The organism is Massilia suwonensis (assembly GCF_042655665.1).
Taxonomy (GTDB): domain Bacteria; phylum Pseudomonadota; class Gammaproteobacteria; order Burkholderiales; family Burkholderiaceae_D; genus Telluria; species Telluria suwonensis.
This window is the reverse complement of sequence record NZ_JBHSMR010000001.1, coordinates 166,598-193,067: the sequence shown is the minus strand read 5'-3', so window position 1 is coordinate 193,067 and position 26,470 is coordinate 166,598. Positions and strand designations below refer to the sequence as shown.

General features: G+C 63.0%; 26 protein-coding genes. 13 read left to right on the top strand and 13 right to left on the bottom strand.

The features are described 5' to 3' along the window. Positions 1-10: 10 nt before the first annotated feature. Complete coding sequence (locus tag ACFPQ5_RS00900; RefSeq protein ID WP_379750979.1) at positions 11-346, bottom strand: flagellar hook-basal body complex protein FliE; 336 nt, start codon at positions 344-346, stop codon at positions 11-13. Positions 347-775: 429 nt separating this feature from the next. Between ACFPQ5_RS00900 and ACFPQ5_RS00895 the strand changes: the two genes are divergently transcribed. Genes ACFPQ5_RS00895 through ACFPQ5_RS00865 form a run of 7 tightly spaced genes read left to right on the top strand, consistent with a single transcriptional unit; the run spans position 776 to position 6,962 of the window. Continuing rightward, positions 776-1,576 (top strand): FliM/FliN family flagellar motor switch protein, encoded by an 801-nt coding sequence (locus tag ACFPQ5_RS00895; protein ID WP_379750977.1) that lies wholly within the window; start codon positions 776-778, stop codon positions 1,574-1,576. Then, positions 1,577-1,915 (top strand): FliM/FliN family flagellar motor switch protein, encoded by a 339-nt coding sequence (locus tag ACFPQ5_RS00890; protein WP_210735959.1) that lies wholly within the window; start codon positions 1,577-1,579, stop codon positions 1,913-1,915. Further along, positions 1,912-2,682, top strand: a complete 771-nt coding sequence (fliP, locus tag ACFPQ5_RS00885; protein WP_379750974.1) for a flagellar type III secretion system pore protein FliP — start codon at positions 1,912-1,914, stop codon at positions 2,680-2,682. Before ACFPQ5_RS00890 ends, fliP begins: the two co-directional genes overlap by 4 nt. A gap of 11 nt (positions 2,683-2,693) precedes the next feature. Continuing rightward, on the top strand, positions 2,694-2,963 hold the full coding sequence (gene fliQ, locus ACFPQ5_RS00880; protein ID WP_379750972.1) for a flagellar biosynthesis protein FliQ: 270 nt from the start codon (positions 2,694-2,696) through the stop codon (positions 2,961-2,963). A 6-nt stretch (positions 2,964-2,969) separates the two neighbouring features. Beyond that, positions 2,970-3,746 carry a flagellar biosynthetic protein FliR gene (gene fliR, locus ACFPQ5_RS00875; protein WP_379750970.1) on the top strand — a complete coding sequence of 259 codons (777 nt, stop codon included), beginning with the start codon at positions 2,970-2,972 and terminating at the stop codon, positions 3,744-3,746. Then, positions 3,739-4,872: a flagellar type III secretion system protein FlhB gene (flhB, locus tag ACFPQ5_RS00870; RefSeq protein WP_379750968.1), complete on the top strand. Its 1,134-nt coding sequence runs from the start codon at positions 3,739-3,741 to the stop codon at positions 4,870-4,872. The genes fliR and flhB overlap by 8 nt, the downstream gene beginning before the upstream one ends. Beyond that, on the top strand, positions 4,869-6,962 hold the full coding sequence (locus ACFPQ5_RS00865) for a flagellar biosynthesis protein FlhA (protein WP_379750966.1): 2,094 nt from the start codon (positions 4,869-4,871) through the stop codon (positions 6,960-6,962). The genes flhB and ACFPQ5_RS00865 overlap by 4 nt, the downstream gene beginning before the upstream one ends. 166 nt (positions 6,963-7,128) lie before the next feature. Here ACFPQ5_RS00865 and ACFPQ5_RS00860 read toward each other — a convergent pair whose 3' ends face one another. The 3 genes from ACFPQ5_RS00860 to ACFPQ5_RS00850 form a co-directional block, all read right to left on the bottom strand. Continuing rightward, positions 7,129-7,971, bottom strand: a complete 843-nt coding sequence (locus ACFPQ5_RS00860; protein WP_379750964.1) for a hypothetical protein — start codon at positions 7,969-7,971, stop codon at positions 7,129-7,131. Between the two features lie 87 nt (positions 7,972-8,058). Beyond that, entirely contained in the window at positions 8,059-8,958 is a 900-nt protein-coding gene (locus ACFPQ5_RS00855) for a flagellin N-terminal helical domain-containing protein (RefSeq protein WP_379750962.1), read from the bottom strand. 212 nt (positions 8,959-9,170) lie between these two features. After that, a complete protein-coding gene (locus ACFPQ5_RS00850) occupies positions 9,171-10,070 on the bottom strand; it encodes a flagellin N-terminal helical domain-containing protein (protein ID WP_379750960.1) in 900 nt (299 codons plus the stop codon). A gap of 274 nt (positions 10,071-10,344) precedes the next feature. On the opposite strand from ACFPQ5_RS00850, the gene ACFPQ5_RS00845 reads away from it, so the two are divergent. Beyond that, positions 10,345-12,582 (top strand): tetratricopeptide repeat protein, encoded by a 2,238-nt coding sequence (locus ACFPQ5_RS00845; RefSeq protein WP_379750958.1) that lies wholly within the window; start codon positions 10,345-10,347, stop codon positions 12,580-12,582. Positions 12,583-12,698: 116 nt separating this feature from the next. Here ACFPQ5_RS00845 and ACFPQ5_RS00840 read toward each other — a convergent pair whose 3' ends face one another. The 9 genes from ACFPQ5_RS00840 to ACFPQ5_RS00800 form a co-directional block, all read right to left on the bottom strand. After that, on the bottom strand, positions 12,699-13,877 hold the full coding sequence (locus ACFPQ5_RS00840; RefSeq protein WP_379750956.1) for an FkbM family methyltransferase: 1,179 nt from the start codon (positions 13,875-13,877) through the stop codon (positions 12,699-12,701). Further along, complete coding sequence (locus tag ACFPQ5_RS00835) at positions 13,843-14,670, bottom strand: phytanoyl-CoA dioxygenase family protein (RefSeq protein WP_379750954.1); 828 nt, start codon at positions 14,668-14,670, stop codon at positions 13,843-13,845. Before ACFPQ5_RS00835 ends, ACFPQ5_RS00840 begins: the two co-directional genes overlap by 35 nt. Positions 14,671-14,709: 39 nt before the next feature. Then, complete coding sequence (locus ACFPQ5_RS00830; RefSeq protein WP_379750953.1) at positions 14,710-15,804, bottom strand: DegT/DnrJ/EryC1/StrS family aminotransferase; 1,095 nt, start codon at positions 15,802-15,804, stop codon at positions 14,710-14,712. 1 nt (position 15,805) lies between these two features. Beyond that, positions 15,806-16,225, bottom strand: coding sequence for a sugar 3,4-ketoisomerase (locus tag ACFPQ5_RS00825; RefSeq protein WP_379750951.1), 420 nt, complete (start codon positions 16,223-16,225; stop codon positions 15,806-15,808). Next, positions 16,212-17,186 (bottom strand): GNAT family N-acetyltransferase, encoded by a 975-nt coding sequence (locus ACFPQ5_RS00820; RefSeq protein WP_379750949.1) that lies wholly within the window; start codon positions 17,184-17,186, stop codon positions 16,212-16,214. Before ACFPQ5_RS00820 ends, ACFPQ5_RS00825 begins: the two co-directional genes overlap by 14 nt. Continuing rightward, positions 17,183-18,106: a glycoside hydrolase family protein gene (locus ACFPQ5_RS00815; protein WP_379750947.1), complete on the bottom strand. Its 924-nt coding sequence runs from the start codon at positions 18,104-18,106 to the stop codon at positions 17,183-17,185. The genes ACFPQ5_RS00820 and ACFPQ5_RS00815 overlap by 4 nt, the downstream gene beginning before the upstream one ends. Next, positions 18,103-18,777 carry an acetyltransferase gene (locus ACFPQ5_RS00810; RefSeq protein ID WP_379750945.1) on the bottom strand — a complete coding sequence of 225 codons (675 nt, stop codon included), beginning with the start codon at positions 18,775-18,777 and terminating at the stop codon, positions 18,103-18,105. Before ACFPQ5_RS00810 ends, ACFPQ5_RS00815 begins: the two co-directional genes overlap by 4 nt. A 34-nt stretch (positions 18,778-18,811) precedes the next feature. Then, positions 18,812-19,552 (bottom strand): class I SAM-dependent methyltransferase, encoded by a 741-nt coding sequence (locus tag ACFPQ5_RS00805; RefSeq protein ID WP_379750943.1) that lies wholly within the window; start codon positions 19,550-19,552, stop codon positions 18,812-18,814. 125 nt (positions 19,553-19,677) lie between these two features. Further along, positions 19,678-20,874 carry a hypothetical protein gene (locus ACFPQ5_RS00800; protein ID WP_379750941.1) on the bottom strand — a complete coding sequence of 399 codons (1,197 nt, stop codon included), beginning with the start codon at positions 20,872-20,874 and terminating at the stop codon, positions 19,678-19,680. 194 nt (positions 20,875-21,068) lie between these two features. Here ACFPQ5_RS00800 and ACFPQ5_RS00795 point away from each other — a divergent pair, with 194 nt between their 5' ends. From ACFPQ5_RS00795 to ACFPQ5_RS00775, 5 genes are all read left to right on the top strand, one after another. Next, a complete protein-coding gene (locus ACFPQ5_RS00795; protein WP_379750939.1) occupies positions 21,069-21,983 on the top strand; it encodes an NAD-dependent epimerase/dehydratase family protein in 915 nt (304 codons plus the stop codon). A gap of 60 nt (positions 21,984-22,043) precedes the next feature. Next, positions 22,044-23,051 (top strand): tRNA dihydrouridine(20/20a) synthase DusA, encoded by a 1,008-nt coding sequence (gene dusA / locus ACFPQ5_RS00790; protein ID WP_379750936.1) that lies wholly within the window; start codon positions 22,044-22,046, stop codon positions 23,049-23,051. Between the two features lie 467 nt (positions 23,052-23,518). Further along, the gene (locus ACFPQ5_RS00785; protein WP_379750934.1) at positions 23,519-25,276 is read left to right on the top strand and encodes a methyl-accepting chemotaxis protein; all 1,758 of its coding nucleotides are present in this window, start codon (positions 23,519-23,521) and stop codon (positions 25,274-25,276) included. A 78-nt stretch (positions 25,277-25,354) separates the two neighbouring features. Further along, complete coding sequence (locus ACFPQ5_RS00780) at positions 25,355-25,699, top strand: energy transducer TonB (RefSeq protein ID WP_379750932.1); 345 nt, start codon at positions 25,355-25,357, stop codon at positions 25,697-25,699. Positions 25,700-25,934: 235 nt separating this feature from the next. Continuing rightward, positions 25,935-26,357 carry a hypothetical protein gene (locus ACFPQ5_RS00775; RefSeq protein WP_379750930.1) on the top strand — a complete coding sequence of 141 codons (423 nt, stop codon included), beginning with the start codon at positions 25,935-25,937 and terminating at the stop codon, positions 26,355-26,357. The last annotated feature ends 113 nt before the right edge of the window (positions 26,358-26,470 follow it).

Sequence of the window (26,470 nt, the reverse complement as noted above, 5' to 3'; positions counted from 1 at the left end):
TCCAAGGACGTCAAACCGGCAGCTTGATCAGTTCGTCGACCGCGCCCATGACCTTGTTTCGTACCTGCATCAGCATCGAGAAGGAGAGGCTGGCTTCCTGGCTGGCCAGCATGGCGCCGACCAGATCGTCGCTCTTGCCGCTGTCGACGTCGGCCATCTTGGCGCTGGCCGCCTGGTCCTGGGCGTCGACGCTCTGGATCGCATTCTTCATCGTCTGGGCGAAAGAGAAGTCGGTGTGACCGCTTGGCGTTGCCAGTTCGACAGATGGTGCAATCGCCAGGCGCTGCGCTTCGTTTGTCAGTGCGGCAAGGTCAGCTTTAATTTGACCGGCTAATTCAATTCCCATTTGTTAAATCCTATGCGTTCGTTGTGGCGTTTGAGTGACAGGCTGAGTCGCTTTTTTGCGACATTTGACGATCTATTCGGGGTCATTCGAAGGTCAAATGTTAAATCTTGCGCATGTAAGACTTGCATGGAAACGTGATTCAAAACCCCGTGAATTTGACGTTTTCCCTCGTGAGACGGCTTGTTGTCCTAGGGAGCGCTGCAAATCAAGATACGATCTTACCGTAGGGCAATGCGGAATTCAAAGAGGAATATCAAGTGATCCGAAACATCGAAGCAGGTATAATTGTTGCCTTAGGGAATGAAATAAAAACACTTCCTTTCCAAAATCCTTAATACGACCTCAGGTTCGTTATTTATGCCGTTTAACAATTCAACCGCTCAGGCGCGTCCGCATCAGGTACTCGATCCGACCTTGTTAGGCCGGCCTGTGCATTTATTGCCGACCTTTGCCGGCGCCTTTTCCGAAGACCTGACGGCGATGCTGTCGGCTCCGGGTTGGCGCCGCTACTGGGGCAGCTTCGAGCTGGCCGAGGTCGCGTTCGAGCGCGCACCCGAAAGCGGCGCACTGCGCTGGCTGTCGATGGGCGGCCCGCATGGCGTCGCCGCCGTCGCCTTCGAACGTGCGCTGCTGGTGGGCCTGCTGGAAGCCCGCTACAGCGGCAAGGGCGCTCCCAAGCCGCTGCGCGATCCCGCCGGCGAGCGCGTGACCGCCACCGAAGAACGCCTGGCCCTGACGCTGACGCAGCAGTTGTTCGAAGTGCTGGCGATGCGCGTGCGCGTTGCCGCCAGCGCCGCCGGCGTGGAAGTCGAGCGCCGCGCTGCGGCCTCCGGCGCCAGCGCGCCGGTCCCGGCGCCGACACCCGGCAAGAACGCCTGGGTGCTGGCCGTCACGCTGCGCGAGCCGCAGGGCGGCAGTACCGCGCGCTGCTTCATCGCGCCGGACGCACGCATGATGGGCCTGATCCTGCAGGCGCTGCAGCCCGAGCGCCCGCAACGCGCCGCGCGCAACGCCGAATCGATCGGCACCGGCCTGAAGGTCAAGCTGGAAGGGCGCCTGGTCAGCCACGAGATCACGCTCGAAGCATTGTTCGGACTGAAGGTGGGCGACGTCATTCCGGTATCCGTCGGCCGCGCCGACGTCCTGCTCGACGAGGCGCGCCTGTTCACGGCCGCCGTGGCCGAGCACAAAGGCAAGCTGTGTTTAACCTCTTTTGAAGACGCTGAATAAATGGATATGAACCTCAACGATGAACTGTCTGTCGACGTCCTCCTGGATGAGAACGTGGAAGTCGGCGCCCCGGCACGCAATCCGCGCCTGCCGCAGATGATGCGCCGCATCCCGGTTACGCTGACGCTGGAAGTCGGCTCGGCCCGCATCTCGCTGCAGGACCTGATGGACCTGGGTCCGGCCAGCGTGCTGCCGCTGGACGCGGTGGCCGGCGAGCCGCTGGTCATCAAGGTCAACGGCGCCCCGATCGGCCGCGCCGAAGTCGTGGTGGCGGGCGAACAGTACGGCCTGAAAGTAATCGATCTCGACGGCCTGAACCTGGACCTGATCAAGGCATGACCGTATTTAAGAAGAGCGGCGCACTGCGCCGCGGCGCCGCCGCCCTCGGGCTGGCGGGCGCCGCTCTCCTATTGTTTACTGCACCCGCATCTGCCCAGGACCTGATGGCCGGCGTCATCCCCGGCGCCAAGACCGGGATGAGCGTCAAGTCGCAGATCCTGGTCCTCATGACCCTGCTCGGGCTGCTGCCCGTGTTCGTCATGATGACGACCAGCTTCACCCGCTTCGTGATCGTGCTGTCGCTGCTGCGCCAGGCCCTCGGCCTGCAGCAGGGCCTGCCGAGCCGCGTCGTCACCGGCATCGCGCTGATCCTGACGCTGCTGGTGATGCGCCCGATCGGCGTCCAGGTCTGGAACGAAGCCTTCCTGCCCTACGACCAGAACAAGATCGGCCTGGAGCAGGCCCTGAAAACCGCCGAAGTGCCGCTGTCGCGTTTCATGCTGGCCCAGACCAGCAAGAGCGCGCTGGCGCAAGTGGCGCACCTGGCCGGCGAGCCGGCGGCGATGAAGCCGGAGGAGCGCGCCTTCACCGTCAAGCTGGCCGCCTTTGTCCTGTCCGAGCTGAAGACCGCCTTCCAGATCGGCGCCATGCTCTTCATTCCCTTCCTGATCATCGACCTGGTGGTGTCTTCGGTGCTGATGGCGATGGGCATGATGATGCTGTCTCCGCTCGTCATCTCATTGCCCTTCAAGCTGCTGCTGTTCGTGCTGGTCGACGGCTGGACGCTGACCGTCAACACGCTCGTGGGCAGTATCCACGGCTATTAACGGAGTATTCGATGAGTCCTGATATTGCGGTCGACCTGGTCGCCGAAGCGCTGCGCGTGGTGATGCTGCTGGTGCTGGTGCTGGTGGTGCCGGGCCTGATCATGGGCCTGGTGGTGGCGCTGGTGCAGGCGGCCACCCAGATCAACGAACAAACCCTGAGCTTCCTGCCGCGCCTGCTGGTGACGCTGGTGGCGCTGATCCTGGCCGGCCACTGGATGACCAGCTATCTGATGGATTACTGCGTGTCGGTGTTCCAGCGCGCGGCGACCATCGCCAGTTAAGGCACGATGGATTTCGTCAGCTATCTGCTGCCGCTGATCGGCGCGCTGTGGTGGCCCTTCTGCCGCATCATGGCAATGCTGTCCGCCGCGCCGGCGATCGGCGACGGCATGGTGCCGATTCCCGTGCGCGCGCTGCTGTCGCTGGTGCTCGCCTTCCTGATGCTGCCGATGACGAAAGGGATGACGATGCCCGATCCCTTCTCGCTGGCCGGCGTGGTCGCCATGTTCGAGCAGGCCGTGATCGGCGGCGTGATGGGCTTCGCGCTGCAGTTCGCCACCTCGGCCATCTCGATGCTCGGTTTTCTCGCCTCGAGCCAGATCGGCTTCTCGATGGCGCAGATGAACGACCCGGTCAACGGCCAGCAGTCCGACGTGATTTCGAGCCTGCTGGCGCTGGTGGCGATCTTCGTGTTCTTCGCCATCGACGGCCATCTGGTCCTGATGACCATCCTGGGCCAGAGCTTCCGCGCCTGGCCGGTGGGCACCGGTCTCGGTTCGATCGTGCTGCAGACGGTGGCCCTGAACGTGGGATGGGTGTTCGCCGCGGCGATGCTGCTGGCGATCCCGATCGTGTTCTCGACCATGGTGGTGCAGATCGGCTTCGGCTTCCTGAACCGCGTGGCGCCTTCGCTGAACCTGTTCTCGCTGGGCTTTTCGCTGGTGACGGTGTTCGGCCTGTTGATGCTGGTGCAGCTGGTGCGCTTCATCCCGGAACACTATATCCAGATTACCAACGCGGTACTCGAGATGCTGCAGCAGCAGATGAGGGCGGCCCATGGCTGACAACGGCGACAAAACCGAAAAGGCCTCAGCCCAAAAGCTGAAAAAAGCGCGCGAGGAAGGGCAGGTCGTCCGCTCGCGCGACCTGGCGACCGCGATCGGCATCCTGGCCAGCCTCAAGATGTTCTCGCTGCTGCTGCCGACCTACCTTGAGTCGTTCAGAGCCATTTTTCGGCTGGTGTTCGTGCCTTTGGGAGAGGCGGGGGCGATGGAAAATGCGATGTCGGTGGTTTTCATGGCTGCCGCCATGCTGTTCGTGAAAATGGTGCTGCCGCTGGCGGTGGTGCCGGCGGCGATCGTGATCGGCGGCCTGGTGCCGGGCGGCTGGATCATGTCGGGCAAAAACCTGACGCCGAAGTTCGACCGTCTCAGCCCGATGAAAAACCTGGGCAACCTGGTCAGCCAGAAGCACCTGGTGGGTTTTGCGACCTCGGTGGCCAAGGCCGTGGTGCTGGGCTTCGTGCTGGTGCACGTGACGCGCTCCGGCATCTCCGGCTACGTCGACCTGCAGCGCCTGCCGCTGGGCGACGCCATCGTGCATGGCGGCTCGATGATGTTCGACGCGCTGTTCGCGCTGGTGGCCGTGTTCGTGATCTTCGCCGTGCTCGACGTGCCGATCCAGGCCTTCCAGTTCGCGAAGAACCAGCGGATGAGCAAGCAGGACCAGAAGGAAGAGCACAAGAGCAGCGAAGGCAGCCCGGAAATCAAGGGCCGCATTCGCCAGCTGCAGCGCCAGCTGGCCCAGCGCAACGTCAACAAGACGGTGCCGACCGCCGACGTCGTGATCGTCAATCCCGAGCACTATGCGGTGGCCTTGAAGTACGATACGGACCGCGCCGAAGCCCCGTTTGTCGTGGCCAAGGGAGTGGACGAGATGGCGCTCTACATCAAGAGCGTCGCCGCGAAACACAAGATCGAGACCGTGACGCTGCCGCCGCTGGCGCGCGCGATCTACAACACCAGCCAGGTGCAGCAGCAGATTCCGGCCCAGCTTTACCAGGCCGTGTCGCAGGTGCTGAACTATGTGCTGCAATTGAATGCTTTCCGTGACGGCCGGCGCCAGGCGCCCCCACGGTTTCCAGTTGACGTGGCTGTGCCAGCCCACCTAAGCGAGGTAACACCTTCATGAATTCGATGAACGCCTTCGTCGCCGAGCTGCGGCGCCAGAAGTACGCCGCCCCGGTCTTCCTCCTGATGCTGCTGGGGATGATCATGCTGCCGCTGCCGCCGGTGCTGCTCGACGTCCTGTTCACCTTCAACATCGTGCTGGCGCTGATCGTGATCCTGGTCGCGGTGAGCGCCAAGCGGCCGCTGGATTTCTCGGTCTTCCCGACCGTGATCCTTGGGACCACGCTGATGCGCCTGGCGCTGAACGTGGCCTCCACGCGTGTGGTCCTGCTGCATGGCCACGAGGGCACGCACGCCGCCGGTAACGTCATCGAATCCTTCGGTAACGTCGTCATCGGCGGGAACTTCGTGGTCGGCCTGGTGGTGTTCATCATCCTGATGATCATTAACTTCGTCGTCGTGACGAAGGGTTCGGAACGTATCTCGGAAGTCTCTGCGCGCTTCACCCTCGACGCGCTGCCGGGCAAGCAGATGGCGATCGACGCCGACCTGAACGCGGGCCTGATCAACCAGGAAAAGGCGACCCAGCGCAGGAAAGACGTCGCCGCCGAAGCGGATTTCTACGGCGCGATGGACGGTGCCTCCAAGTTCGTGCGCGGCGACGCCATCGCGTCGATCCTGATCCTGATCATCAACCTGATCGGCGGTATCGCGATCGGCGCGCTGATGTACGACCTGCCGCTCGCCGAAGCCTTCCGCGTGTATGCGCTGCTGACCATCGGCGACGGCCTGGTCGCGCAAATCCCGGCGCTGCTGCTGTCGGCCGCCGCGGCGATCCTGGTGACCCGCATCGGCGAAGCCGGGGACCTCGACAAGCAGGTCGGCAGCCAGCTGCTGGCCCAGCCGACGACCCTGTTCGCCGCCGCCGGCGTGATGGTGATCCTGGCCCTGGTGCCGGGCATGCCGAAGCTGGTCTTCTTCATCTTCGCCGCGGCCCTGGGCTATGCCGGCTGGCGCCTGCACAACCGCGTGGTACCGGCCGACAATGCCGGCGTGGCCGCGATCGAAGCGGCCCTGCGCGACGACCGCGCGCCGGACCTCGACTGGGAACAGCTGCCGGTGGTGCAGCCGATCTCGGTGGCGGTCGGTTATAAACTCGTGAACATGGTCGACAAGGCGCAGGGCGAACAGCTCACCAAGCGCATCAAGGGCATCCGCCAGAGCCTGTCCGAATCGATGGGCGTGGTGTTACCAAGCATCGGCGTGCGCGACGATCTCGCATTGCGCCCGGCGCAGTATTCGGTCAGCCTGTCGGGCGTGGTCGTGGCCGAGGGCGAGGTCCATCCCGAGCACCTGATGGCGATCCCGTCGCCCAACGTGTATGGCGAACTCGATGGCATCCCGGGCCTGGAACCGGCCTTCGGCATGGCCGTGACCTGGATCACGCCGGACCAGAAGGGCCACGCGCTGGGCCTGGGCTACCAGGTGGTCGAGGTGCCGAGCGTGATCGCGACCCACTGCTCGAAGGTGGTGCGCGACCACCTGCACGAACTGTTCCGCCACGAGGACGTGCCGGCCCTGATGGAGCGCCTGACCGCGCTGTCGCCGAAGCTGGCCGACGCGTTGGGCAAGGCCCTGAATCACACCCAGCTGCTGCGCGTGTTCCGCGTGTTATTGGCGGAGGGCGTCTCGCTGAAGGACATCGTCGTCATCGGCACCACACTGCTGGACGCGTCGGAGACGACCAAGGATCCGATCCTGCTGGCGGCCGAAGTGCGCTGCGCGCTGCGGCGCCAGATCGTCTCGAACCTGTTCGGGAAGAAGAAGGACATGCCGGCCTTTAACCTGTCGGCGGAACTCGAGAACATGCTGCTCGGTTCCCTGAACCAGGCGCGCCAGAGCGGCGGCGGCAAGGTCGCGCTCGATAACTACCCGATCGATCCACAGCTGCTGTCGCAACTGCAGATCAACATGCCGGTCGCGCGCGAGCAGATGAAGGGGCAGCACACGCCGCCGCTGCTGCTGGTGCTGCCGCAGGTGCGGCCGCTGCTGGCGCGTTATGCCAAGCTGTTTGCGCCTGGTCTCAATGTGCTGTCGTATAACGAGATTCCCGAGAACCGGGAAGTGTCGATCGTGGGGACGGTGGGGTAGATCACACGACGTAAACGCGTGGAGTCAGGACTCCACCCTACGATTCGCCACCATTCGTAGGGTTGAGTCCCGACTCCACGCGTTACCGCCGCATACCACGACCATCAAGCGTAGCCACAGAAAGTGAAATATCCTTTCACCCCAAGCCGCCCCTTGAAATAATATTTCACCCCTGCGCCGGCAACATCAACGCCAGCTCCGCCACTGCCCGAAACACCGGCAGCGTCAACACATCCCCCACATCCTCCGCCGCCAGCAGCGCATGCGCCGACCCGGCCGGCACGATCCCCGCCCTGAAACTCCAGCGCACCACGATCAGCCCCGCGCGCTCCACCGCCGCGTCGAGCTGCGGCTGCAGCGCGCGCAGCCGCGCCAGCGCCGCGGCGTCCGGCGCCGCCACTTCGATCGCGACGCCGCCCGGCATCGGCTCCACCTGCAGCGCGACGTGGGTCCCGTCCGCCAGTTCGAGTTCCAGGCGCAGCGCCGCGCGCGGCTGGCGCCGGCGTCCGCTGCCGCCATCGGGACCCTGGCGCAGTACCTGCAGATGCTGGGCCTGGGCGCTGCCCGCATGCACCGTGAAACGCCAGGCGTCGGCCGGCAACTGGCCCTCCGGAGCACGGCCCTGCGTGCGGCCTTCCTGGCCCGCGAGGAGCAGGGCCGGCGCCAGCGCGCCCGTGCGCTCGCGCAGCGCGCGCTCGATCAGGCCCGCGCCGTAGTTGCCGACCATCGCGCGCCAGTTGCCGGCCAGGCTGCGGGCGTCCTGCGGACCGAACACCATCTGGCGCGACATGAATACCTGGTCCGGACGCATCGCCGCGCCGTCCGTGTGCTGAGCGGCGCCGGGCGTGGGCTGGGAAGCGGGGAGGGGCTGCGACACCGGCAGCGGCAGTTCGGCCTCGGCGGCGGCGTAGGCAACCGCGGCAGCGGCACCAACCGGCATGACCGCGCCAACCTGCAGCGGAGGGACGGTCGGAGGCAGCAGGGGAGCGGAAAGCGAGAGAGGATTCATGGCGCGGTCCTGGATAAAAAAAAGGCCAGCCGATCGACGGCTGGCCTGATGAGTCGCCCGGCTGGGTTCAGCCGGAGGTCGCCGCGATTACTGCAGGAGCGACATGACCATCGACGACATCTGGTTGGTCTGCTTCAGCATTGCGGTACCCGCCTGCATCAGCATCTGGCTCGAGGTCATCTTCGCGCTTTCCGATGCGAAGTCGACGTCCATGATGCGGCCGGTCGCGTTCTGGGTGTTGGTGCTGATGTTCGACAGGTTGTTGTAGACGTGGTCGAGACGGTTCGAGACGGCACCGATCTTCGAGCGCAGGGCGCTGACCGAGTCGATCGCCTGCGACAGGTCGTCGATGGTGACGTTGGCGTTCGATGCGCCGACCGCGTCGGTCGTGCCGCTGATGTCGGTACCGACGGCCGAACCGGCAGCCGCGGTGCCGCCGGCGTAGCGGGCGCTGGTGGCGGTCAGCTTGGTGTGCACGGCGGTCAGTTCGGTCGTGAAGTTACCGGACATGGTTTCGGCCTTGTCGGCGCCGATCTGGAAGGTGATCGAGGTCGACAGCTTGCCGGTGTTCTGGTTCAGCAGCGAGGTGCCGCCGAACTTGGTGTTCTTCATGATGTTGGTCAGTTCGTCCGCCAGCGAGTCGTACTCTGCCTGCATCGCGGTCTGGTCGTCCTTCGACGACGAACCGTCGGCGGCCTGGGTTGCCAGGTCCTTCATGCGCAGCAGGATGTTGCCGGTTTCGTCCAGGGCGCCTTCGGCGGTCTGGAGCATCGAGATCGAATTCTGGGTGTTGCGCATGGCGACCGACATGCCGCTGGTCTGGGCTTTCAGGCGGGTGGCGATCTGCAGGCCGGCTGCGTCGTCCATTGCCGAGTTGATGCGGAAGCCGGTGCTCAGGCGGGTCATCGAGGTCGACAGCTTGTTCTGGGTCGACGAGACGGAATTTTGTGCCGACAGCGAGGCGGCGTTGGTGTGAAGGCTCAGCATGTTGGGCTCCAGTTGGTTGGTTGAAGGAGCAGCTCATCTGCTCTCACAAGTACAAGACGACCGTTTCCACAGATCCATTAAGTGCCACGCGGAAATTTTTTTTAAATTATTTTCGTTTGCCGCTTTAACAACACACTCGACAATAAAAAAGGCCAACCGGAATGCGGCTGGCCTTTCGAAAGCCCGGCGATGTTCAGCCGGAGACTTCATGATTACTGCAGGAGCGACATGACCATCGACGACATCTGGTTCGTCTGCTTCAGCATCGCGGTACCCGCCTGCATCAGCATCTGGCTCGAAGTCATCTTCGCGCTTTCGGTTGCGAAGTCCACGTCCATGATGCGGCCGGTCGCGTTCGCGGTGTTGGTGCTGATGTTCGACAGGTTGTTGTAGACGTGGTCCAGACGGTTCGACACGGCGCCGATCTTCGAGCGCAGGGCGCTGACCGAGTCGATCGCCTTCGACAGGTCGTCGATGGTGACGTTGGCGTTCGATGCGCCGACGGCGTCGGTCGTGCCGCTGACGTCGGTACCGGCAGCGGTTGCTGCTGCTGCGGTGCCGCCGGCGTAACGGGTGCTGGTGGCGCCCAGCTTGGTGTGCACGTCGGTCAGTTCGGTCGTGAAGTTACCGGCCATCGTCTCGGCCTTGTCGGCGCCGATCTGGAAGGTGATCGAGGTCGACAGCTTGCCGGTGTTCTGGTTCAGCAGGGAAGTACCACCGAACTTGGTGTTCTTCATGATGTTGGTCAGTTCGTCTGCCAGCGAGTCGTACTCTGCCTGCATCGCGGTCTGGTCGTCCTTCGACGAGGAACCGTCGGCGGCCTGGGTTGCCAGGTCCTTCATGCGCAGCAGGATGTTGCCGGTTTCGTCCAGGGCGCCTTCGGCGGTCTGGAGCATCGAGATCGAATTCTGGGTGTTGCGCATGGCGACCGACATGCCGCTGGTCTGGGCTTTCAGGCGGGTGGCGATCTGCAGACCGGCTGCGTCGTCCATTGCCGAGTTGATGCGGAAGCCGGTGCTCAGGCGGGTCATCGAGGTCGACAGCTTGTTCTGGGTCGACGAGACGGAATTTTGTGCCGACAGCGAGGCGGCGTTGGTGTGAAGGCTCAGCATGTTGGGCTCCAGTTGGTTGGTTTGAAGGAGCAGCTCATCTGCTCTCACAAGTACAAGACGACCGTTTCCACAGATCCATTAAATGCCACACGGAATTTTTTTGAATTATTTTTTTTGACCGAACTGTGGCGTAGATCACGACGATTGTGACATGGGGGCGCCGCTATTCTTGCCGTACGTAAACACCTCCACCTATAATGAGCCACGGCCTGTGCCTCTATATAGTGCGTCTCCCCGCAGTCCCGCTCCCTCTCATCACCAAAGGTTCTCCAGCATGCGAAAACACAGCAAAGGCGCAGCGTTTGCGCCCGCCAACCCGACTGCGGCGAAAGCGGCGGCCCTGTTTGCCGAAGGCGTGGAGTTCCACCAGAACGGCCAGCTCGACCGCGCACTGGCCGCCTACGAGCAGGTGCTGCGCCTGGTGCCGAAACATGTCGAGGCGCTGCACCACACCGGCATCGCCGCCTTCCAGGGCGGCAAATACCAGATCGCGGCCACTTTCATCCGCTCGGCGCTGGCGCTCAGCCCGAACATGGGGCCGGCGCATGGCAATCTCGGCAATGCCTTGAAGGAGCTGGGCCGTTTCGAGGAAGCGCTGGCCAGCTACGAGCGCGCGCTGGAGCTGGCGGGCGACGACGCCGACACCCATTACAACCGCGCCACCGCGCTCCAGGCCCTGGGCCGCTACGACGAGGCGCTGGCCGGCTTCGCGCGCGCGCTGGCCCTGAACCCGAACGACCTCGATGCCCTGAACAACCAGGCCGTCGTCCTGCACGAGCTGCGCCGCAACGAGGCAGCGCTCGCCAGCCTGGACCGGGTGCTTGCCCTGCAGCCGCAATTCGCGCATGCCCATAACAATCGCGGCAACGTCTTGCGCGACCTGGGCCGCGCCGAGGAAGCGCTCGACAGCTACGAAGCGGCCCTGAGCCTGATCCCGCAATTCAGCGACGCCTGGTACAACCGCGGCATCGTCCTGCAGGTGCTGGGCCGGCCGGAAGATGCCCTGGCCAGCTACGACAATGCGCTGCAGCCGAATCCGCAGTCGGCCGCCGGCTGGCACAACCGTGCGCTGGTCCTGCAGATGCTCAGGCGCTATCCCGAAGCGCTGGCCAGCTGCGAGAACGCGCTGATCCTGCAGCCGGACAACCCGGAAATCCTGCGCCACCGCGGCCGCCTGCTGACCCAGCTGAACATGCACGCCGCCGCGCTCGACAGCCTGGATCAGCTCGGCGCGCAGCGGCCGGACGACCCGAAGACCCTGCACCTGCGTTCGCAGACCCTGCGCGAACTGGGGCAGATCGACGCCGCCCTGGCCAGCATCGAGCGCGCCCTGGCGCTGGCGCCGGACAATTACGACTACCTCTTGATGCGTGGCGCCTTGCTGCGTACGCTGCTGCGCTACGACGAGGCGCTGGCCAGCTTCGAGCGCGCGCTCGAGCAGCGTCCGCAGGGCGGGGCGGCGCACGCCAACCGCGGCATGGTGCTGGGCGACCTCGGCCGCTTCGACGAAGCCCGCGCCAGCCTCGACTACGCGCTGGAGCTGATGCCCGGGCTCGCATCGGCGCGCTGGAACCGCGGGCTGATGAACCTGCTGCTGGGCGACTTCGAACGCGGCCTGCCGGATTACGAAGCGCGCTGGAGCGTGGAGGAACTCGGCACCTTCCACGAGAAGCGCGATTTTACGGCGCCGCTGTGGCTGGGCGAAGAACCGGTCGAAGGCAAGACCATCCTGCTGCACGCCGAGCAGGGCCTGGGCGATACCCTGCAATTCTGCCGCTACGCGCCGCTGCTGGCCGCGCGCGGCGCCCGCGTGATCCTGGAAGTGCAGCCGGCGCTGGTGAGCCTGCTGTCGCGCCTGCCGGGCGTGGAGCAGGTGCTGCCGAAAGGCGCCGCGCTGCCGCCTGTCGACCTGCAGTGCCCGTTGCTGAGCTTGCCGCTTGCCTTCGGCACCCGCAACGACAATATTCCATCATCAGGCGCCTACCTGACGGCGGACCCGCAGCGCGTGGCGGCCTGGGGCGAGGTGCTGGGAGAGAAGACCGGGCCGCGCGTCGGCGTGGTCTGGAGCGGCAACCCGCACCACCGCCTGGACCGTTTCCGCAGCCTGCCGTTCACGGCGATGGCCGGCCTGGCATCGGAGGGCGTCGAGCTGGTCGCCCTGCAAAAGGACGTGCGCCCGATCGACCGCGTGCTGCTGCAGACGAACAGGAAAGTGCGCCAGTTCAGCGAGCGCCTGACGGATTTCGAAGAGACGGCGGCCCTGATCGCCCAGGTGGACCTGGTCGTCACCGTCGACACCAGCGTCGCCCACCTGGCCGGCGCCCTGGGCAAGCCGGTCTGGATCCTGCTGCCGGGCGGCGCCGTGCCCGACTGGCGCTGGCAGCTCGGGCGCAGCGACAGCCCCTGGTATGCCAGCGCGCGCCTGTATCGCCAGGAAAAGCTGGGCGAGTGGGGCCCGGTGCTGGCGCGCGTGCGCGCCGATCTCCAGGGAGGGGCGGCCGCGCAGGCCTGAAAAGCCGTCCAGTGCTCCAGCAGGTCAGCTTGTCCTGCAGACTCCCGGCGTGATGCACATCGGGAGTGGAACGGCCTGCGGTCGCTCCATGCAGAACGACGTAGACGCAATGTCATTCATGCCGGAAAGGCATACAGCATCAGATCGGCACCATCATAGCCATGAGACCGCAAGCCGAACCTGTAATGTTCATTATATTGCTCGATCAGCTGCGGTATTTTCCACAGATCATCCGGCTCATGATAAACCGCGATACTGAAAATCGCCTCTCCGCGCTGTATGATGTTTCTTGCGCCGTGCAAGCTTGCCATCTCCGCGCCTTCGACATCCAGTTTGATGAAGGCGGCTGATTCCAGCTGAATATCCTCGTCCAGCGACACCACTTCCACTGTATTGACCGCCTCGGGATGGAACGACGACCCTGGCGTGGACGTTTCATTAAAGCCGATACGTCCGCCGTGCGACCAGACGCCTTTGTTCCTGATGCCGATCCGATCTCGTACGGATGGCGGCAGGGATTGGCAGAAAGCGGACAGTTTACTGAAATTGCGGCTATCCGGTTCATACGCCACTATGCTGGCAAAACGATCGCCGGCTACCTTCAGGAAAGCCTGGATCGAGTCCCCATCGAACGCTCCCCCATCGATGAATGCAATGTCATCGGCCAGTCTGTCCTTGATATGTGCGAAATCCAGGCCGATCGGATCGGGTAAGGCATCAAAATCTGCGAACAGGCGAAACTTCAGATGCGCGATCAATTCGTCTTTTGAACGATCGTCGACGAGCGAGCGATAGAGTGTTTCGTATGTCTGCCGGTTCTGCAAAATGGCGTCGGAGACACCCGCGGAATAAAAAGGAAGAAATGTATCGGGGTAGAGCAGGCACAGGTGGAAAATGGACAAGGAAGTCCAGCCATGCAATCCCAGTTTTTTCCTCGTTTTTACGAAGGAATGAGCGGGATTGAAGATGGACACGACAATTGCGACATCGGGTCCATACAATTGCGACGCTGCTTCAAGCGAATGGACCGGCAGATCTGCAATCAGCTTGCCTTGGTTTTCCGCAACCTCATCGATGAATCCAAGTACCGGACACCCTTGGGACGGCAGCAGGCTGGCGATGCGCCGGCCATTATTGCCGGCACCGAAAACAAGCACGCCCCTGGAATCGCTCAAGGTTTTCCTGATGGCGTTTCCAGTGTCTGCAATCCTCGACTCCGGATTGCCGCCAAAAATCTCGTCGAGAGTGGCATTGGTCTTGTCAGGCATGTTTGCGTGCCCCAGCCAGTTTTTCAAGCCGCCATTCCTTGACGCTCGATTTCGGTTGCCAGCGGTAACCCAGGTATTTTTCCAGGAAGGGGTCATTCTTGTGTTTTCCTTGAAGCATGTCAGGGATGCTAAGCTGTTGCGACAGGATCGGCACCCCAACGACATGATTCAAAGCCCGGCGAAGCGCGTTGGACAGGTTTCTGCCGGCGCAATGGAACAACATCGCATCCATCACCAGTATCGAGCCGGCCGGCGCTTCGATGGTTTGCTCATGTTTTGTGACATACGCATCGGATGGGAAGGTCTCTTTCAAATGCGAGCCCGGCAGGACACGCGTGCCTCCAGTCAGCTCGGAGAAGGTATCCATGCATAGCAAGGCACTGAGGGCCAGAGGCTGCGACGACACCCAGTGCTGGTAATTCAAGTCCCTGTGCCATCTTGTTTGATAGTGCTCTTTATCCGGGTCATTGATCACGCCATTTTGCATGAGCAAAACAAAGTTACTTCCCAGGATACGTTCGCATATCGTCATTACCGATGAGTGCGTTGCCAGGTTCAGGAAAGCGTCGTCGTACGCGAGCGGGCAACGTACAACGTTGTCATCGTTGATGCTGGTTAGATTTTCCTCCCCGCCCACTTCTTCCTTTTGCGCTTCGTAGACCAGATCCAGCTTGCGGGAATAAAGCTTTAATTCTTCATCGGAAAAACCACCGTCGACAATCGTATAGCCTTGATTGCGAATTTCTTCGATGTGATGATCCATCATGTCAGTCGATTGATTGACATTCTGAATTCCATAGTGATGGGGATTGGTATTCATAGCGGATTTGTCGATGCCAGTTGGAAGATATTCACGTGCTCAGCCAAAAAAGGCCTTGACCTGCGCCGCAACCTGCGCCACATCGTCCACGCTCAGGTAGGGCGCCATTGGCAAGCTCAGGATCTGCGCTTGCAGGCGCTCGGTGACAGGCAGCGCCGGCCAGTCCTGGCCGGCAAACGCTTCCTGGCGGTGGCAGGGCAGGGGATAGTGAATCTGCGTGCCGATCCCATGCGCTGTCAGGTAATCGCGCAGGGCATCGCGCTCCGGCGTACGCACGACGAACAGGTGCCAGACGGATTCGGTTCCGCCAGGGACGCGCATCAGCTCGACCGGCGTATCGGCCAGCGCTTCACGATAAGCCTGCGCGACCGCCGCGCGCCGCGCATTGTCCGCATCCAGGTGCTGCAACTTCACGCGCAGCACGGCGGACTGGATCTCGTCCAGGCGCGAATTGACGCCTGCGACATCGTGCTGGTATTTGATCGACGAGCCGTAATTGCGCAACTTGCGCAGACGCTCGGCCAGTTCGTCGTCGTTGGTCGTGATCGCGCCGCCGTCACCGAGCGCACCCAGGTTTTTGCCGGGATAGAAACTGAAGCCTGCCGCGTCGCCCAGGCCACCCGCACGCCGCCCTCCGTAACGCGCGCCATGGGCCTGCGCCGCATCCTCGATGACGCAAAGACGGTGTCGCTGCGCGATTTCGCGGATTGCATCCATCTGCGCCGGCGCGCCGTACAGGTGCACCGGCATGATCGCGCGCGTGCGTGGCGTGATCGCTTCCTCGATCCGTTGCGGGTCGATGTTCCAGGTCGATTCGTCGGGTTCGACCGGTACGATGCGTGCGCCGACCAGGCTGACGGCAAGCCAGGTGGCGATGAAGGTATTGGCGGGCACGATGACTTCGTCGCCCGCGCCGATGTCGTAGCCGCGCAGGATCAGGTGCAGCGCGTCCAGGCCATTGGCCACGCCGATGCAATGCCTGACTCCGCAGTAGTGCGCGAACTCCTGTTCGAATGCGGCGGTTTCCTGGCCCAGGATGTAGTAGCCCGAGCGCAGCACGCGGTCGATCGCGTCCCGGATCGCCGGTTCGTAGGGGGCATTCACGCGGCCGAGATTGAGAAAGTCGATCGACATCTTATTGGCCACCATTGCCCCGGACGCGAGCGATAAATTCGTCATGGTCGCGAATATAGTCGTCCTCGCTGTAGGGTGCCGACGCGAGCACCATGCAGACGCCGCCCGACGAGAAGTTATCCAGCTTACGCCACATCATCGGACAGATATACAGTCCATAATAGGACCGGTTCAATTGGAAACGCCGCTGGCGCTCGCCGTCGTCGAGCACGATATCGAAACTGCCCGACATGGCCACGACGAACTGATGCAGGTTCTTGTGGGCGTGCGCGCCGCGGTCGGAGCCGCCCGGAACGTCATACAGATAGTAGACCCGTTTGATGTCGAAAGGGATGTGGTTCCCGCCTTCGATGAAGGTCAGGTTCCCGCGGGGATCGGTAATCTTCGGTAATTCGATCAGGCGGCAATCATTGAGAGGCATTCCCGGCTCCTTTCAGGTCCAACTCGTAAAATTCATGGACGACGCCGCCGGCGCCGAACTCGTTCTTGAACTGGACAAGACCCTCGTTCAGGACCCGTCCCTGGTCTTCGGTGCTGATGCCGAAGTCGAAATAGCGTTTGCCGGACCGGGCGCCATGCGCGATCGCCTCCTCGAACAGGAGATCGAGCGCGTTCAGCGCATAGCCGGTTTCGCTCGACGCGATGTACTGCGCGTGCATCACGGTGGGCCCGATAAACAGGACGATGCCCGCCTCGACAACGCCGTCCAGCAGCGCGGTCATGACCTGGATATGCTCGGGAAAGCGGTCCGCGAGCAAGCCGATTTCCTCCAGCGTATGTACCGGGACCACGCCGTGGTTGCGCATCAGGTTATCGGCAAGCACCGGCCACAGCGCGGCAAGCTGCGCGCTTCCCTGGGCAACCTGCACGCCTGCCCGCTGTGCTTTCTTCTTGCCGCGTGTGCGGCGTGCGCCGACCGGCAGGCGATGGCGCAAGTCGATGCAGCTGGAGAGGTCGACGCGATAGCGCACCGCCCCCGCGCGAAACAGCGCATACAGGTCTTCCTGCGCGGGCGCTGCATGGTAGATGTGCGGGACCGCCTTGTACTGCAGCCGCTCGTAGCCGGCCGACGCCCATAATGCACGCGCTGCATCGAGTGCATGCAGCATGTGCATACCCCGCAGGCGTCCCTGATGCACGATCCCGCCGTAGCTTGCGCCCGGGTGCGACGCGACGACCGATGGGTCGGCGGGACGCTGCGCAGCCGGGATGACGCCCAGCCACGCGCCATCGCGTTCGATCACGACGGAGCGGTCGATGAAGCGTGCGCCGTGATAGGACAGGAAGGCGCGCGAATGCAGGAAGGTGGCGCCATGCGCGCCGCGACAGAAATCGTCCCAGGCGCTCGCGTCGCCGGCATCGAAAAAGCGCGCCTGCATCATGGCTGCACACGCTCCGCGATGCCGAACCCGGTACCGCCGAAATCATTGCCGTTATAAAGCAGCCAGGTTCTGCCGCCGGCTTCGACGTCGATGGCGTAGGAGACGGCATCGCCATCCCATGCGCCCTCGGTGACGCCGAGTCCCAGCTCGGCATCGAGCCGCTGCCAGGCCAGTCCGTCGCGCGATTGCGCATACCCGAGCCGATAGCGGGCGGGGTCGCGCTTGCGTATCGAATAAAACATCCGGTAGCCGTCCTGGCCTGCGCGCACCACCGGGCGGCCGAAGCCGTGCTCGTTCTCGAGCGCGACCGGCATGACAAGCTGTCCCTTGGCCGGCCAGTGGATGCCGTCGGCGGACTCCGCATAGCGGATGTCGTAGATCGGCATCTGCTTGCCGTCGATCGTCTCCCATTCGCTGCCGGCGACGTACCACATGCGGAAACGGTCGTCTTTCCATTCGACCCAAGGGCCACAGCGGAAGAACTGCTCCTCCGGGCTGCGCTCCAGCACCGGCGTGGCCTGGATGCGCTGGAAGCTGTCGCCGTTGTCCGTGCTGACGGCAAGTCCCGTCAGGAGACGGTAGCGAATCCGGTGGCCGAGCTCGAACCCGACGTAATACATGAACAGGCGGCCATCCGGAACGCGAATGACCGAGGTTTGAAACACCCCATTGTCGTCGAAGGAGCCGGGCGAGCCGATGTCGAGCACGGGCTCCCGGCTCTCGCGGATCACCTTGCGCGGATCGAGCGGATCGAGGTCGACGAAACCGATGCGCCCGATGTTGTGCTCGTCGCGGCATTGCACGTACACCCGCAGCGTTCGCTCGTCGAGCCGGATCGGGGTGGGGCAGGTGGCATGGGTGCGCGCCCACCACCGCGTTCCCGACGGCGTCCACACGACGCCATGCTTGAGCCACTTCATCGGTCCACCCTGAAGAAACGCGTTGCCGTCACTTTTGCAGGCTCGGCGTGCTCCGCCTTGAACAGGCTGTCCGGCACGGTATCCTTCATCAGGGTGACGCCGGGTCCGACCCAGTTATCCCTGCCGACCGTCACGTTGTTGGCAATGCTTGCGTTTACGCCGAGGAAAGCGTTCTCGCCGATATCGCAGAAGCCGGAAATCACGACATGGGATGACACGAAGATATTGTCGCGCAGTTTGCTGTGATGGCCGATATGGTTCCCGCTCCACAGCACGACGTTGTTGCCGATCTCGACGAAAGGCTGCACCGTATTGTCTTCGAAGATGAACACGTGCTCGCCCAGCTTGACGTTGCGCCAGACGAAGGCGCGTGGGCTGACATAGGACGCGAGCCGGTAACCCATGTCTTTCGCCGCGCCCGCAAGCCGCGCTCTCAGGCGGTTCAGCTGGGTATAGACGACGGCGACGAACACGTCGTGCTCCTGCGGCGGATACAGCGCAGTCAACTGTTCGAAGGCCACCACAGGCAGGCCATGCAAGGCCTCCTGCTTCAGGTAGGCCGCTTCGACCGCGAATGCGACCACCTGGTAGTCCGTATCGACGTCGAAGTATTCGCGCGCGATTTCGGCAAATGCCGAGTCGCCGACAATGACAAGCTTTCTCTTATTCATACTCGCTTTCCGGACGTATCCCGCTTGGTTCACGCTATGGCTTCACGATGAGCACATCTTCACGCCGGTTTGCCATCGGCAGCGCGGCTCCCTGGGGCAGCCAGTAGGCGTCGCAGCCTTGCGCACGGGCGCGCATGATCACGCCGAGGATGACGGCATCGTCGATTTTGCCTGACTCTACTGCGAGGAAATCCACGTCGGGCACCTCGGTCGTCTGCATGAACTCCTGATGGAACCGGATACCCGTTTCGCTTGCGAAGAAGCGCTTGCGCTTGGAGACATTCGGAATGTCCCCGATCAGCATCTGGCCACCCGGTGCAAGCAGCTGGATCGACAGGTCCAGGAATTTCCAGAAACTGGCTTCGACGAAGATGTACTGGAAGACGCTGTAGCACAGGATGGCGTCGAAACGGCCGAGCCAGGGCTGCAGTTCAGTATCGCAATCCGGATAGAAGCCCGGCAGCTTGATCACCCCGGATGCATCGGGCAGGTGCGCCAGCATTTCGGGCGAGTCGACCAGGACGAGCGAATGCGCGCGTTGTTGGCATGCGTCGATCAGGAGGCGTGGCAGGCCGGCGCAGCCGGGGCCGATGTCGAGCACGTTCTGGCCCGGGCGCGACAGGTTGCTCAGCTTCGATGCGATATCGGCGAAGATGGCCGCTTCATGCGCATCCCGGTAAGCGTCCGGAAAGCCGATCTTCTCATGGGCGCTCAGGCTTTCATCCATTGCCATCCGGCGAAAATCCTCGTAGCCGATGTCGTCGAAAACAGCCATTGTCCCACCTTTCCAATTGTCCGAGCCGGCTTCAAATAATGAAAGAGTATATGTGCCGGCGCAGACCGGACAGGCGGGGAACACACACTCGATTCACGCTCAATTCAGCGATTCGCGGCGCCGGCTCACACCCTGGCTCGCGCCCTGACCATGTCGCTCAACTGTTCGAGGTGCTTGACGAAACCGAAGAGCGAGAACTGCTGCTGATAATGCCGCGCGAAATCGCGGCACTGCGCCCGATGGGCCTCGGGCGATTGCATGACACGCTCGGCGCGTTCACGCAAGGCGCCGGGGGCGCCGTCGAAGAACAGCTCGGCGTAGTCGCCACCGAGGAAAGTCTCGTACGACCAGTTGGACCCCATCAGGAAGCCCGAGCCGTTGCTCATCGCACGCAGGGTGCGGTCGTGCAGTGCGTCGTGAATGGGCGCCGCATCGATGATGCCGTATTGGGACGCGAACTGGAAAGCATTGTCCGACATCGCGTCAAACGGGAGAAACTCGTGATGGGGATTCTCCCTGCGCTGGAAACGCTCCCAGCCGCGTCCGTAGATTTTGAGCGGCACATCCTTGAGATCGTTGACGACATGCTCGGAGACGACATTGCGATGAATCTTGTCGAGCTGCGTATGGATGTGGAAACGCACCGACATTTCCGAACTGTTCAGGTCCGCACGCAGTGCCGCCATCACCTCCTCGTTCATCATGCGATCGGCGATGTCGTGGTGACTGGTTCGATTGCCGTTCCTGAATTCGCCGATGATTGCGTCCGCGGCCTCGAGCAGGAAGCGGGTGACGAAGCGATCCGGTTGCGCACGCCACAGGCCCAGCGTCTCGTCGACATCGTCGAGATTCTTGGGGAAGACGAAAAAGTCTCCGTCGAACTGGCCCTTGACGCCGTCGGTGAACCAGTTAGGCGTCGGGAAGTAGGTTGCGCTGTGCTTGCGTGGAAGGTAGGTATTCGCGAACCTGGCGAAGGAACCCGTGCCGTAGATATGCTGCGCCCATGGCGACGAGGCCTTGTGGTTGATCGGCATGTGGCATGGATGGTCGCCGTGATAGCACAGCACCGGCACCTGCAGCTGGTCCCAGACAGTCGTGGGATCGGTGTCGGTCGCGCCAAGCTGCATGCCCACGCCCTGCCAGCAGATGACAAAGTCGATGCCCTTGCTGTCGAGATCGATGAGCTTCTCCATCATCGAATCGTCGATGTTGACGATGTGCGTCGGGCGGCCCATCCGTTCGAACGCGTGCTTCATGCATGCGCTGAAATAGGTGAAGGGATCGTTCTCCCCCCCTTGCCAGTTAAGTATTACGATGCTCATAGTTGTGCGGGATGAAGTGGGGGAACCGATGGCATGCCGTTGACTTGCGAAAACGGTTAGGCCGGTATAATCCGCGTGTACCGCAAGGCATCGACCGCGAACTTTCGCTGTGGCTATTTTAGATGGAAGGAGACTGCGAGTGCAAACAGCCGCCACCATTTCCATCTCCTCGCATGTCGATAAGGCTTCCCACCATGCATAAGCGCCGCGCCCTCGTCACCGGCGCCAGCGGCTTCGTCGGCTCGCACCTGGCGCGCCGTCTGGTGGAAGAGGGCTGGGACGTGCACGTGCTGCTGCGCCCGGACTCCCGCCTGGATGCCCTCGCACCCGTCCTCGACCGGCTCACCGTACACCGCCTCGACGACGGCGAACTGATCGACATCGTAAAGGCGGCCGCACCCGACGCCGTGTTTCACCTGGCCGCCGTCTTCCTGGCCCAGCACAAGCCCGAAGACGTCGGAACGCTGATCGAGGCGAACATCCTGTTCCCGACCCGGCTGCTGGAAGCGATGGCCGCCAATGGCGTGCGCATCCTCGTCAACACCGGCACCGCCTGGCAGCACTTCGAGAACCGCGCCTACGACCCGGTGAACCTGTACGCCGCTACCAAGCAGGCATTCGAGGCGCTGCTGGCCTATTACGTGAATGCGCTCGGCTTCTCGGCGGCGACGCTGGCGCTGTTCGACACCTATGGTCCCGGCGATCCGCGTCCGAAGCTGATGAGCGCCCTGTACAAGGCGGCGGCAAGTGGCCAGGCCCTGTCGATGTCGGGCGGCGAGCAGCTGCTCGACATGGTCTACATCGACGACGTGGTCGACGCCTATCTCGCGGCCGAACGCGCGCTGCGGGGCGCCGGCCCGGTGCAGCTGCACTACGGCGTGTCTTCCGGCGCGCCGCTGCGCCTGAAGGAATTGGTCGCCGCCTTCGAAGCCGCGCTCGGCGTACGCCTCGAGGCCGGCTGGGGCGAACGTCCCGACCGCCCGCGCGAGACCATGCGGGCCTGGACGGATGTCGAGGCGCCGCCCGGCTGGCGGGCGCGCATGCCCTTGGCCGAAGGACTGCGCCGCAGCGCGCCGCCCGGATTCCCGGCGCAGCATGCAAGCGCATAGCTGTGTACAATATCGGACCCTGACGCCGGCATCCTCGCCGTCTCCGATATTTTCTCCCACATGACTCTCGAAACGACTCCCCCGCAGGTGCCGGGACGCCGCCTGTCGGTCGCCCCGATGATGGACTGGACCGACCGCCACTGCCGCGTCTTCCACCGCCAGATCACCCGCCACACCTGGCTCTACACCGAGATGGTGACCACCGGCGCGCTCGTCTACGGCGACGTCGAGCGCCACCTGCGCTACGACGAGATCGAGCACCCGGTCGCGCTGCAGCTGGGCGGCAGCGAGCCGGCCGACCTGGCGAAGAGCGCGAAGCTGGGGCAGGAGTGGGGCTACGACGAGATCAACCTGAATTGCGGCTGCCCTTCGGAGCGCGTGCAGCGCGGGGCCTTCGGCGCCTGCCTGATGAACGAGCCGCAGCTGGTGGCGGACTGCGTCAAGGCGATGCGCGATGCGGTGACGATCGACGTCACGGTCAAGCACCGCATCGGCATCGACAAGAACGAGGAATACGGCTTCGTGCGCGACTTTATCGGCACGATCGCCGAGGCCGGCTGCCGCACCTTCATCGTCCATGCGCGCAATGCCATCCTGAAGGGCCTGTCGCCCAAGGAGAACCGCGAGATCCCGCCGCTGCGCTACGAAGTGGCCTACCAGCTCAAGCGCGAATTCCCCGAGCTGGAAATCATCATCAACGGCGGCATCAAGACCGACGACGAGATCGCGCTGCACCTGCAGCACGTGGACGGCGTCATGCTGGGGCGCGAGGCTTATCACAACCCCTACTGGATGGCGAACTGGGACGCCCGTTTCTATGGCGACGATGCGATGCCGAAGACGCGCGCCGAGGTGCTGGCGGCGATGGTGCCCTACATCGCGGCGCAGCTGGCGCAATACGGCGGCCACGGCCTGAAGCTCAACAGCATCACGCGCCACATGCTGGGCCTGACGGCCGGCCTGCCGGGCGCGCGCGCTTTCCGCCAGATGCTGTCGGACCCGAAGAAGCTGGCCACGGCCAATCCGGAATTGCTGCTCGAAGCGGCAGCGCAGATCCGCTCCCTGTAAGTCTCGTCCTACCCTGCAGGCGGCCGGAATGGCTGCCGCCTGCTGTCTCTTTTCTCCACTTGCATCGACAGGCGCGCCCCTGCGCATGCCCGATGCCTGCTGTGTTGCAAGTAAATCATTGCATTGAAATTCATTCCGATTGCCCTGTGTCACTGAATGTAGTGAGCTCGACAAGAACGTACGTTCTCTTTCGCTTTCCTGTAGGAAATTTACTACACGAAAATGCATATTTGTGTAGACAGGTCAAACCCGTGCTTGCCCTGAGGCAAGACCGCAGACATAATTTCGACCACGGAATTGAAGATTTGCAACAGACGTGATCCGCCAGCTTCACATATTTGTGGAAATCCACAATTTTCAGTTTCTTGGCGGCCAGCTTTTGATTTATCCTACGAGCAACTTGCCGTATGGAATGCATCTCATGACAGCACCAGCGAAGCAAATCTGATCAACAGACAGGAAGCGAAATGAATTTATCGAAGATGAAAGTCGGCATGCGTCTGGGACTGGGCTTCGCCCTGGTGCTGGTGCTGCTCGTTGCGGTCACCGTGGTGGGCGTCCTGCGCATGGCGCAGATCCAGGACCGCCTCGACCACGTGGTCAGCGTCAACAATGTGTCGAGCCGTGCCGTCATCGAAATGCGCAACAACGTGCATGACCGCCTCGCTTCGCTGCGCGTGCTGACCCTGATGACCGACGCCACCGAAATGGAGCCGGAACTCAAGAAGTTCAAGGAACAGACCGCCCTGTACGAAGCCGCCCAGAACAAGGTCGGCAAGATCTTCGCAGCCGAAGGCAGCGACGCCGAGAAGGCCCTGCTGGCCGAGATCAAGGGCCATGAAGCGACCGCGATGCCTGCCATTGCCAAGGCCTCCGAGCTCTACCTGGCCAACGACGCCATGAGCGCCACCCGCGTCATGATCAAGGAAGTGCGTCCGGTCCAGAAGAAGTGGACCGAAGCGCTGGACAAACTGGTCGCACTGGAAGACAAGCAGAGCGCCGAGAGCCAGGAAGCAGCGGCCAGCGCGTTCGTGAATGCCCGTAACTTCATGATCGCCATGCTGATCGCCGCCGTCGCCATGGGCGTGGCCGCAGCCTGGGTCATCACCCGCGGCCTGATCAAGCAACTCGGCGGCGAACCGGATTACACCACCAGGATTGCCGGCAGCATCGCCCACGGCAACCTGGCCATCGCCATCGACACCCGTACCGCCGAAAAAGGCAGCCTGCTGGCCGAAATGAACGGCATGCGCAACAGCCTCGTCGACATCGTCGGCCAGGTGCGCCGCGGCACCGAGACCATCGGCACCGCCTCGCGTGAAATCGCCGCCGGCAACATCGACCTGTCCTCGCGTACCGAACTGCAGGCCAGCTCGCTGGAAAAGACCGCCTCGGCAATGGAAACCCTGACCACCACCGTGCGCCAGAACGCCGAACATGCCCGCGAAGCCAACCAGCTGGCGGCCAGCGCCTCGGACGTGGCCCGCAAGGGCGGCGACGTGGTCTCGCAAGTGGTCGGCACCATGGGCGAGATCAACAGCTCGGCCAGCAAGATCGCCGACATCATCGGCGTCATCGACGGCATCGCTTTCCAGACCAACATCCTGGCGCTGAACGCGGCCGTCGAAGCGGCACGTGCCGGCGAGCAGGGCCGCGGCTTCGCGGTCGTCGCCTCGGAAGTGCGTAACCTGGCCCAGCGTTCGGCTGCGGCGGCAAAAGAGATCAAGACCCTGATCGGCGACTCGGTCGAGAAGGTCGAGCGCGGCAGCAAGCTGGTCGGCCAGGCCGGCGTGACGATGGACGAAGTGGTGGCGAGCGTGAAACGCGTGACCGACATCATGGGCGAGATCGCCAACGCCAGCGCCGAGCAGAGCGCCGGCATCGAACAGGTCAACATGTCGATCATCGAGATGGACAGCATGACCCAGCAGAATGCAGCCCTGGTCGAAGAGGCAGCCGCCGCCGCCCAGAGCCTGCAGGACCAGGCCGGCGAACTGAGCCGCGTGGTCAGCATCTTCAAGCTGGTCGAAGGCGAGGAGCACAGCATCGAACCGGTCCTGGCGGCACCCGTGGCACAGGCGGCACCGGCAACGACCCTGCCGGCAGTGCGCACCCCGGCAGTACGCCCAGCGCGTCCTGCCCTGAAGAAGCCCGCCGCCGCCGCACCGGCCAAGCCGAAGAAGGCCCCGGTTGCCGCAGGCAACGACGAATGGGAAGAATTTTAAATTACGGCAATTTCGCCGGAGACACTGAAAGACCGCAGCAGTCAGCGGCAGACCAACTCATCTTTAGGAACGATAATCATGAAAAAAAGCACCCTGAACCTCATCGCCACCATCGCTTTCGCCGCTGTCGCCGGCTCGGCCTTCGCCGGTGAAACCCCAGCCTCCTTCGACCCGGCAAAGTGCAAGGTCGAATACCCGAAAGCATCGCTGATGAATGAAGAGCAGGGCACGACCTCGATGTCGTTCCTGGTCAACGCCGACGGCAGCGTCGCCGATTCGAAGCTGGACAAGTCGAGCGGCTTCAAAGGCCTCGACAAGGCAGCCCAGAAAGGCCTGTCGGCCTGCAAATTCAAGCCGGGCACCAAGGACGGCGCGCCAGCCCAGACCTGGGCCAAGGTCGACTACGCATGGAAGCTCGACTAATTTCTCGCAGTATCCTGCATGAAACAAAACAGCCGGCCTAGCGCCGGCTGTTTTGTTTCATGCGTTGGCGAACTCGTCCGTGCGCTGGAAAAAACGGCGGCGGAGTAGCATAAGGTTTCCAGTCTGTTAATGGATTCCTGCCAAATGTATCGATTGTAAGCACTTGCATCAGTTCTACTGTGCACTGGAACGTTTGGCTATAGTGATCTCACACCGAACCGAAAGGAGCACTACCATGAAACGAATCCTCTTCACTGTTGCAGCTGCCGTGATCAGTACCGCTGCCTTCACCCCGGTGGCGCAAGCACAGCATCACCCGCGAACCGAAGTGATCGTCGTGCAGAAGGCGCCGCCTCCGCTGCGCCGCGAAGCGGTTCCTGCGGCACGCCGCGGCTATGAATGGGTCCCGGGTTACTGGAACTGGAATGGCCGCCGCTATGTCTGGACCAAAGGCCATTACGAGCGCGTCCGCACCGGCTACGTCTATGCCCGCCCTGAGTGGCGCCAGCGCGATAACGGCTGGGTCCTGGAGCGCGGCGGCTGGCAGCGCGGCGACCGCGACCGCGACGGCATCCCGAACCGCATGGACCGCGACCGCGACAACGACGGCGTCCCGAACCGCGCCGATGCGCGTCCGAACAATCCGAACCGTTACTAGTCAAACGGGCCGGCCAAGCCGGCGCCTGACGGGAAAAGCCACCTGCAGTCTTCTGCAGGTGGCTTTTTCCATTTGCGCACGGCTGAGCCGGCAACGCCCCGGGCCGTGCGTAG

Excerpts from the sequence above, each read along its gene's own strand:
- ACFPQ5_RS00900 (WP_379750979.1), bottom strand. The coding sequence starts at position 346 with ATGGGAATTGAATTAGCCGGTCAAATTAAAGCTGACCTTGCCGCACTG.
- ACFPQ5_RS00890 (WP_210735959.1), top strand. The coding sequence starts at position 1,577 with ATGGATATGAACCTCAACGATGAACTGTCTGTCGACGTCCTCCTGGAT.
- fliP (WP_379750974.1), top strand. The coding sequence starts at position 1,912 with ATGACCGTATTTAAGAAGAGCGGCGCACTGCGCCGCGGCGCCGCCGCC.
- fliQ (WP_379750972.1), top strand. The coding sequence starts at position 2,694 with ATGAGTCCTGATATTGCGGTCGACCTGGTCGCCGAAGCGCTGCGCGTG.
- fliR (WP_379750970.1), top strand. The coding sequence starts at position 2,970 with ATGGATTTCGTCAGCTATCTGCTGCCGCTGATCGGCGCGCTGTGGTGG.
- flhB (WP_379750968.1), top strand. The coding sequence starts at position 3,739 with ATGGCTGACAACGGCGACAAAACCGAAAAGGCCTCAGCCCAAAAGCTG.
- ACFPQ5_RS00865 (WP_379750966.1), top strand. The coding sequence starts at position 4,869 with ATGAATTCGATGAACGCCTTCGTCGCCGAGCTGCGGCGCCAGAAGTAC.
- ACFPQ5_RS00860 (WP_379750964.1), bottom strand. The coding sequence starts at position 7,971 with ATGAATCCTCTCTCGCTTTCCGCTCCCCTGCTGCCTCCGACCGTCCCT.
- ACFPQ5_RS00855 (WP_379750962.1), bottom strand. The coding sequence starts at position 8,958 with ATGCTGAGCCTTCACACCAACGCCGCCTCGCTGTCGGCACAAAATTCC.
- ACFPQ5_RS00850 (WP_379750960.1), bottom strand. The coding sequence starts at position 10,070 with ATGCTGAGCCTTCACACCAACGCCGCCTCGCTGTCGGCACAAAATTCC.
- ACFPQ5_RS00845 (WP_379750958.1), top strand. The coding sequence starts at position 10,345 with ATGCGAAAACACAGCAAAGGCGCAGCGTTTGCGCCCGCCAACCCGACT.
- ACFPQ5_RS00835 (WP_379750954.1), bottom strand. The coding sequence starts at position 14,670 with ATGAATACCAATCCCCATCACTATGGAATTCAGAATGTCAATCAATCG.
- ACFPQ5_RS00830 (WP_379750953.1), bottom strand. The coding sequence starts at position 15,804 with ATGTCGATCGACTTTCTCAATCTCGGCCGCGTGAATGCCCCCTACGAA.
- ACFPQ5_RS00825 (WP_379750951.1), bottom strand. The coding sequence starts at position 16,225 with ATGCCTCTCAATGATTGCCGCCTGATCGAATTACCGAAGATTACCGAT.
- ACFPQ5_RS00820 (WP_379750949.1), bottom strand. The coding sequence starts at position 17,186 with ATGATGCAGGCGCGCTTTTTCGATGCCGGCGACGCGAGCGCCTGGGAC.
- ACFPQ5_RS00815 (WP_379750947.1), bottom strand. The coding sequence starts at position 18,106 with ATGAAGTGGCTCAAGCATGGCGTCGTGTGGACGCCGTCGGGAACGCGG.
- ACFPQ5_RS00810 (WP_379750945.1), bottom strand. The coding sequence starts at position 18,777 with ATGAATAAGAGAAAGCTTGTCATTGTCGGCGACTCGGCATTTGCCGAA.
- ACFPQ5_RS00805 (WP_379750943.1), bottom strand. The coding sequence starts at position 19,552 with ATGGCTGTTTTCGACGACATCGGCTACGAGGATTTTCGCCGGATGGCA.
- ACFPQ5_RS00800 (WP_379750941.1), bottom strand. The coding sequence starts at position 20,874 with ATGAGCATCGTAATACTTAACTGGCAAGGGGGGGAGAACGATCCCTTC.
- ACFPQ5_RS00795 (WP_379750939.1), top strand. The coding sequence starts at position 21,069 with ATGCATAAGCGCCGCGCCCTCGTCACCGGCGCCAGCGGCTTCGTCGGC.
- dusA (WP_379750936.1), top strand. The coding sequence starts at position 22,044 with ATGACTCTCGAAACGACTCCCCCGCAGGTGCCGGGACGCCGCCTGTCG.
- ACFPQ5_RS00785 (WP_379750934.1), top strand. The coding sequence starts at position 23,519 with ATGAATTTATCGAAGATGAAAGTCGGCATGCGTCTGGGACTGGGCTTC.
- ACFPQ5_RS00780 (WP_379750932.1), top strand. The coding sequence starts at position 25,355 with ATGAAAAAAAGCACCCTGAACCTCATCGCCACCATCGCTTTCGCCGCT.
- ACFPQ5_RS00775 (WP_379750930.1), top strand. The coding sequence starts at position 25,935 with ATGAAACGAATCCTCTTCACTGTTGCAGCTGCCGTGATCAGTACCGCT.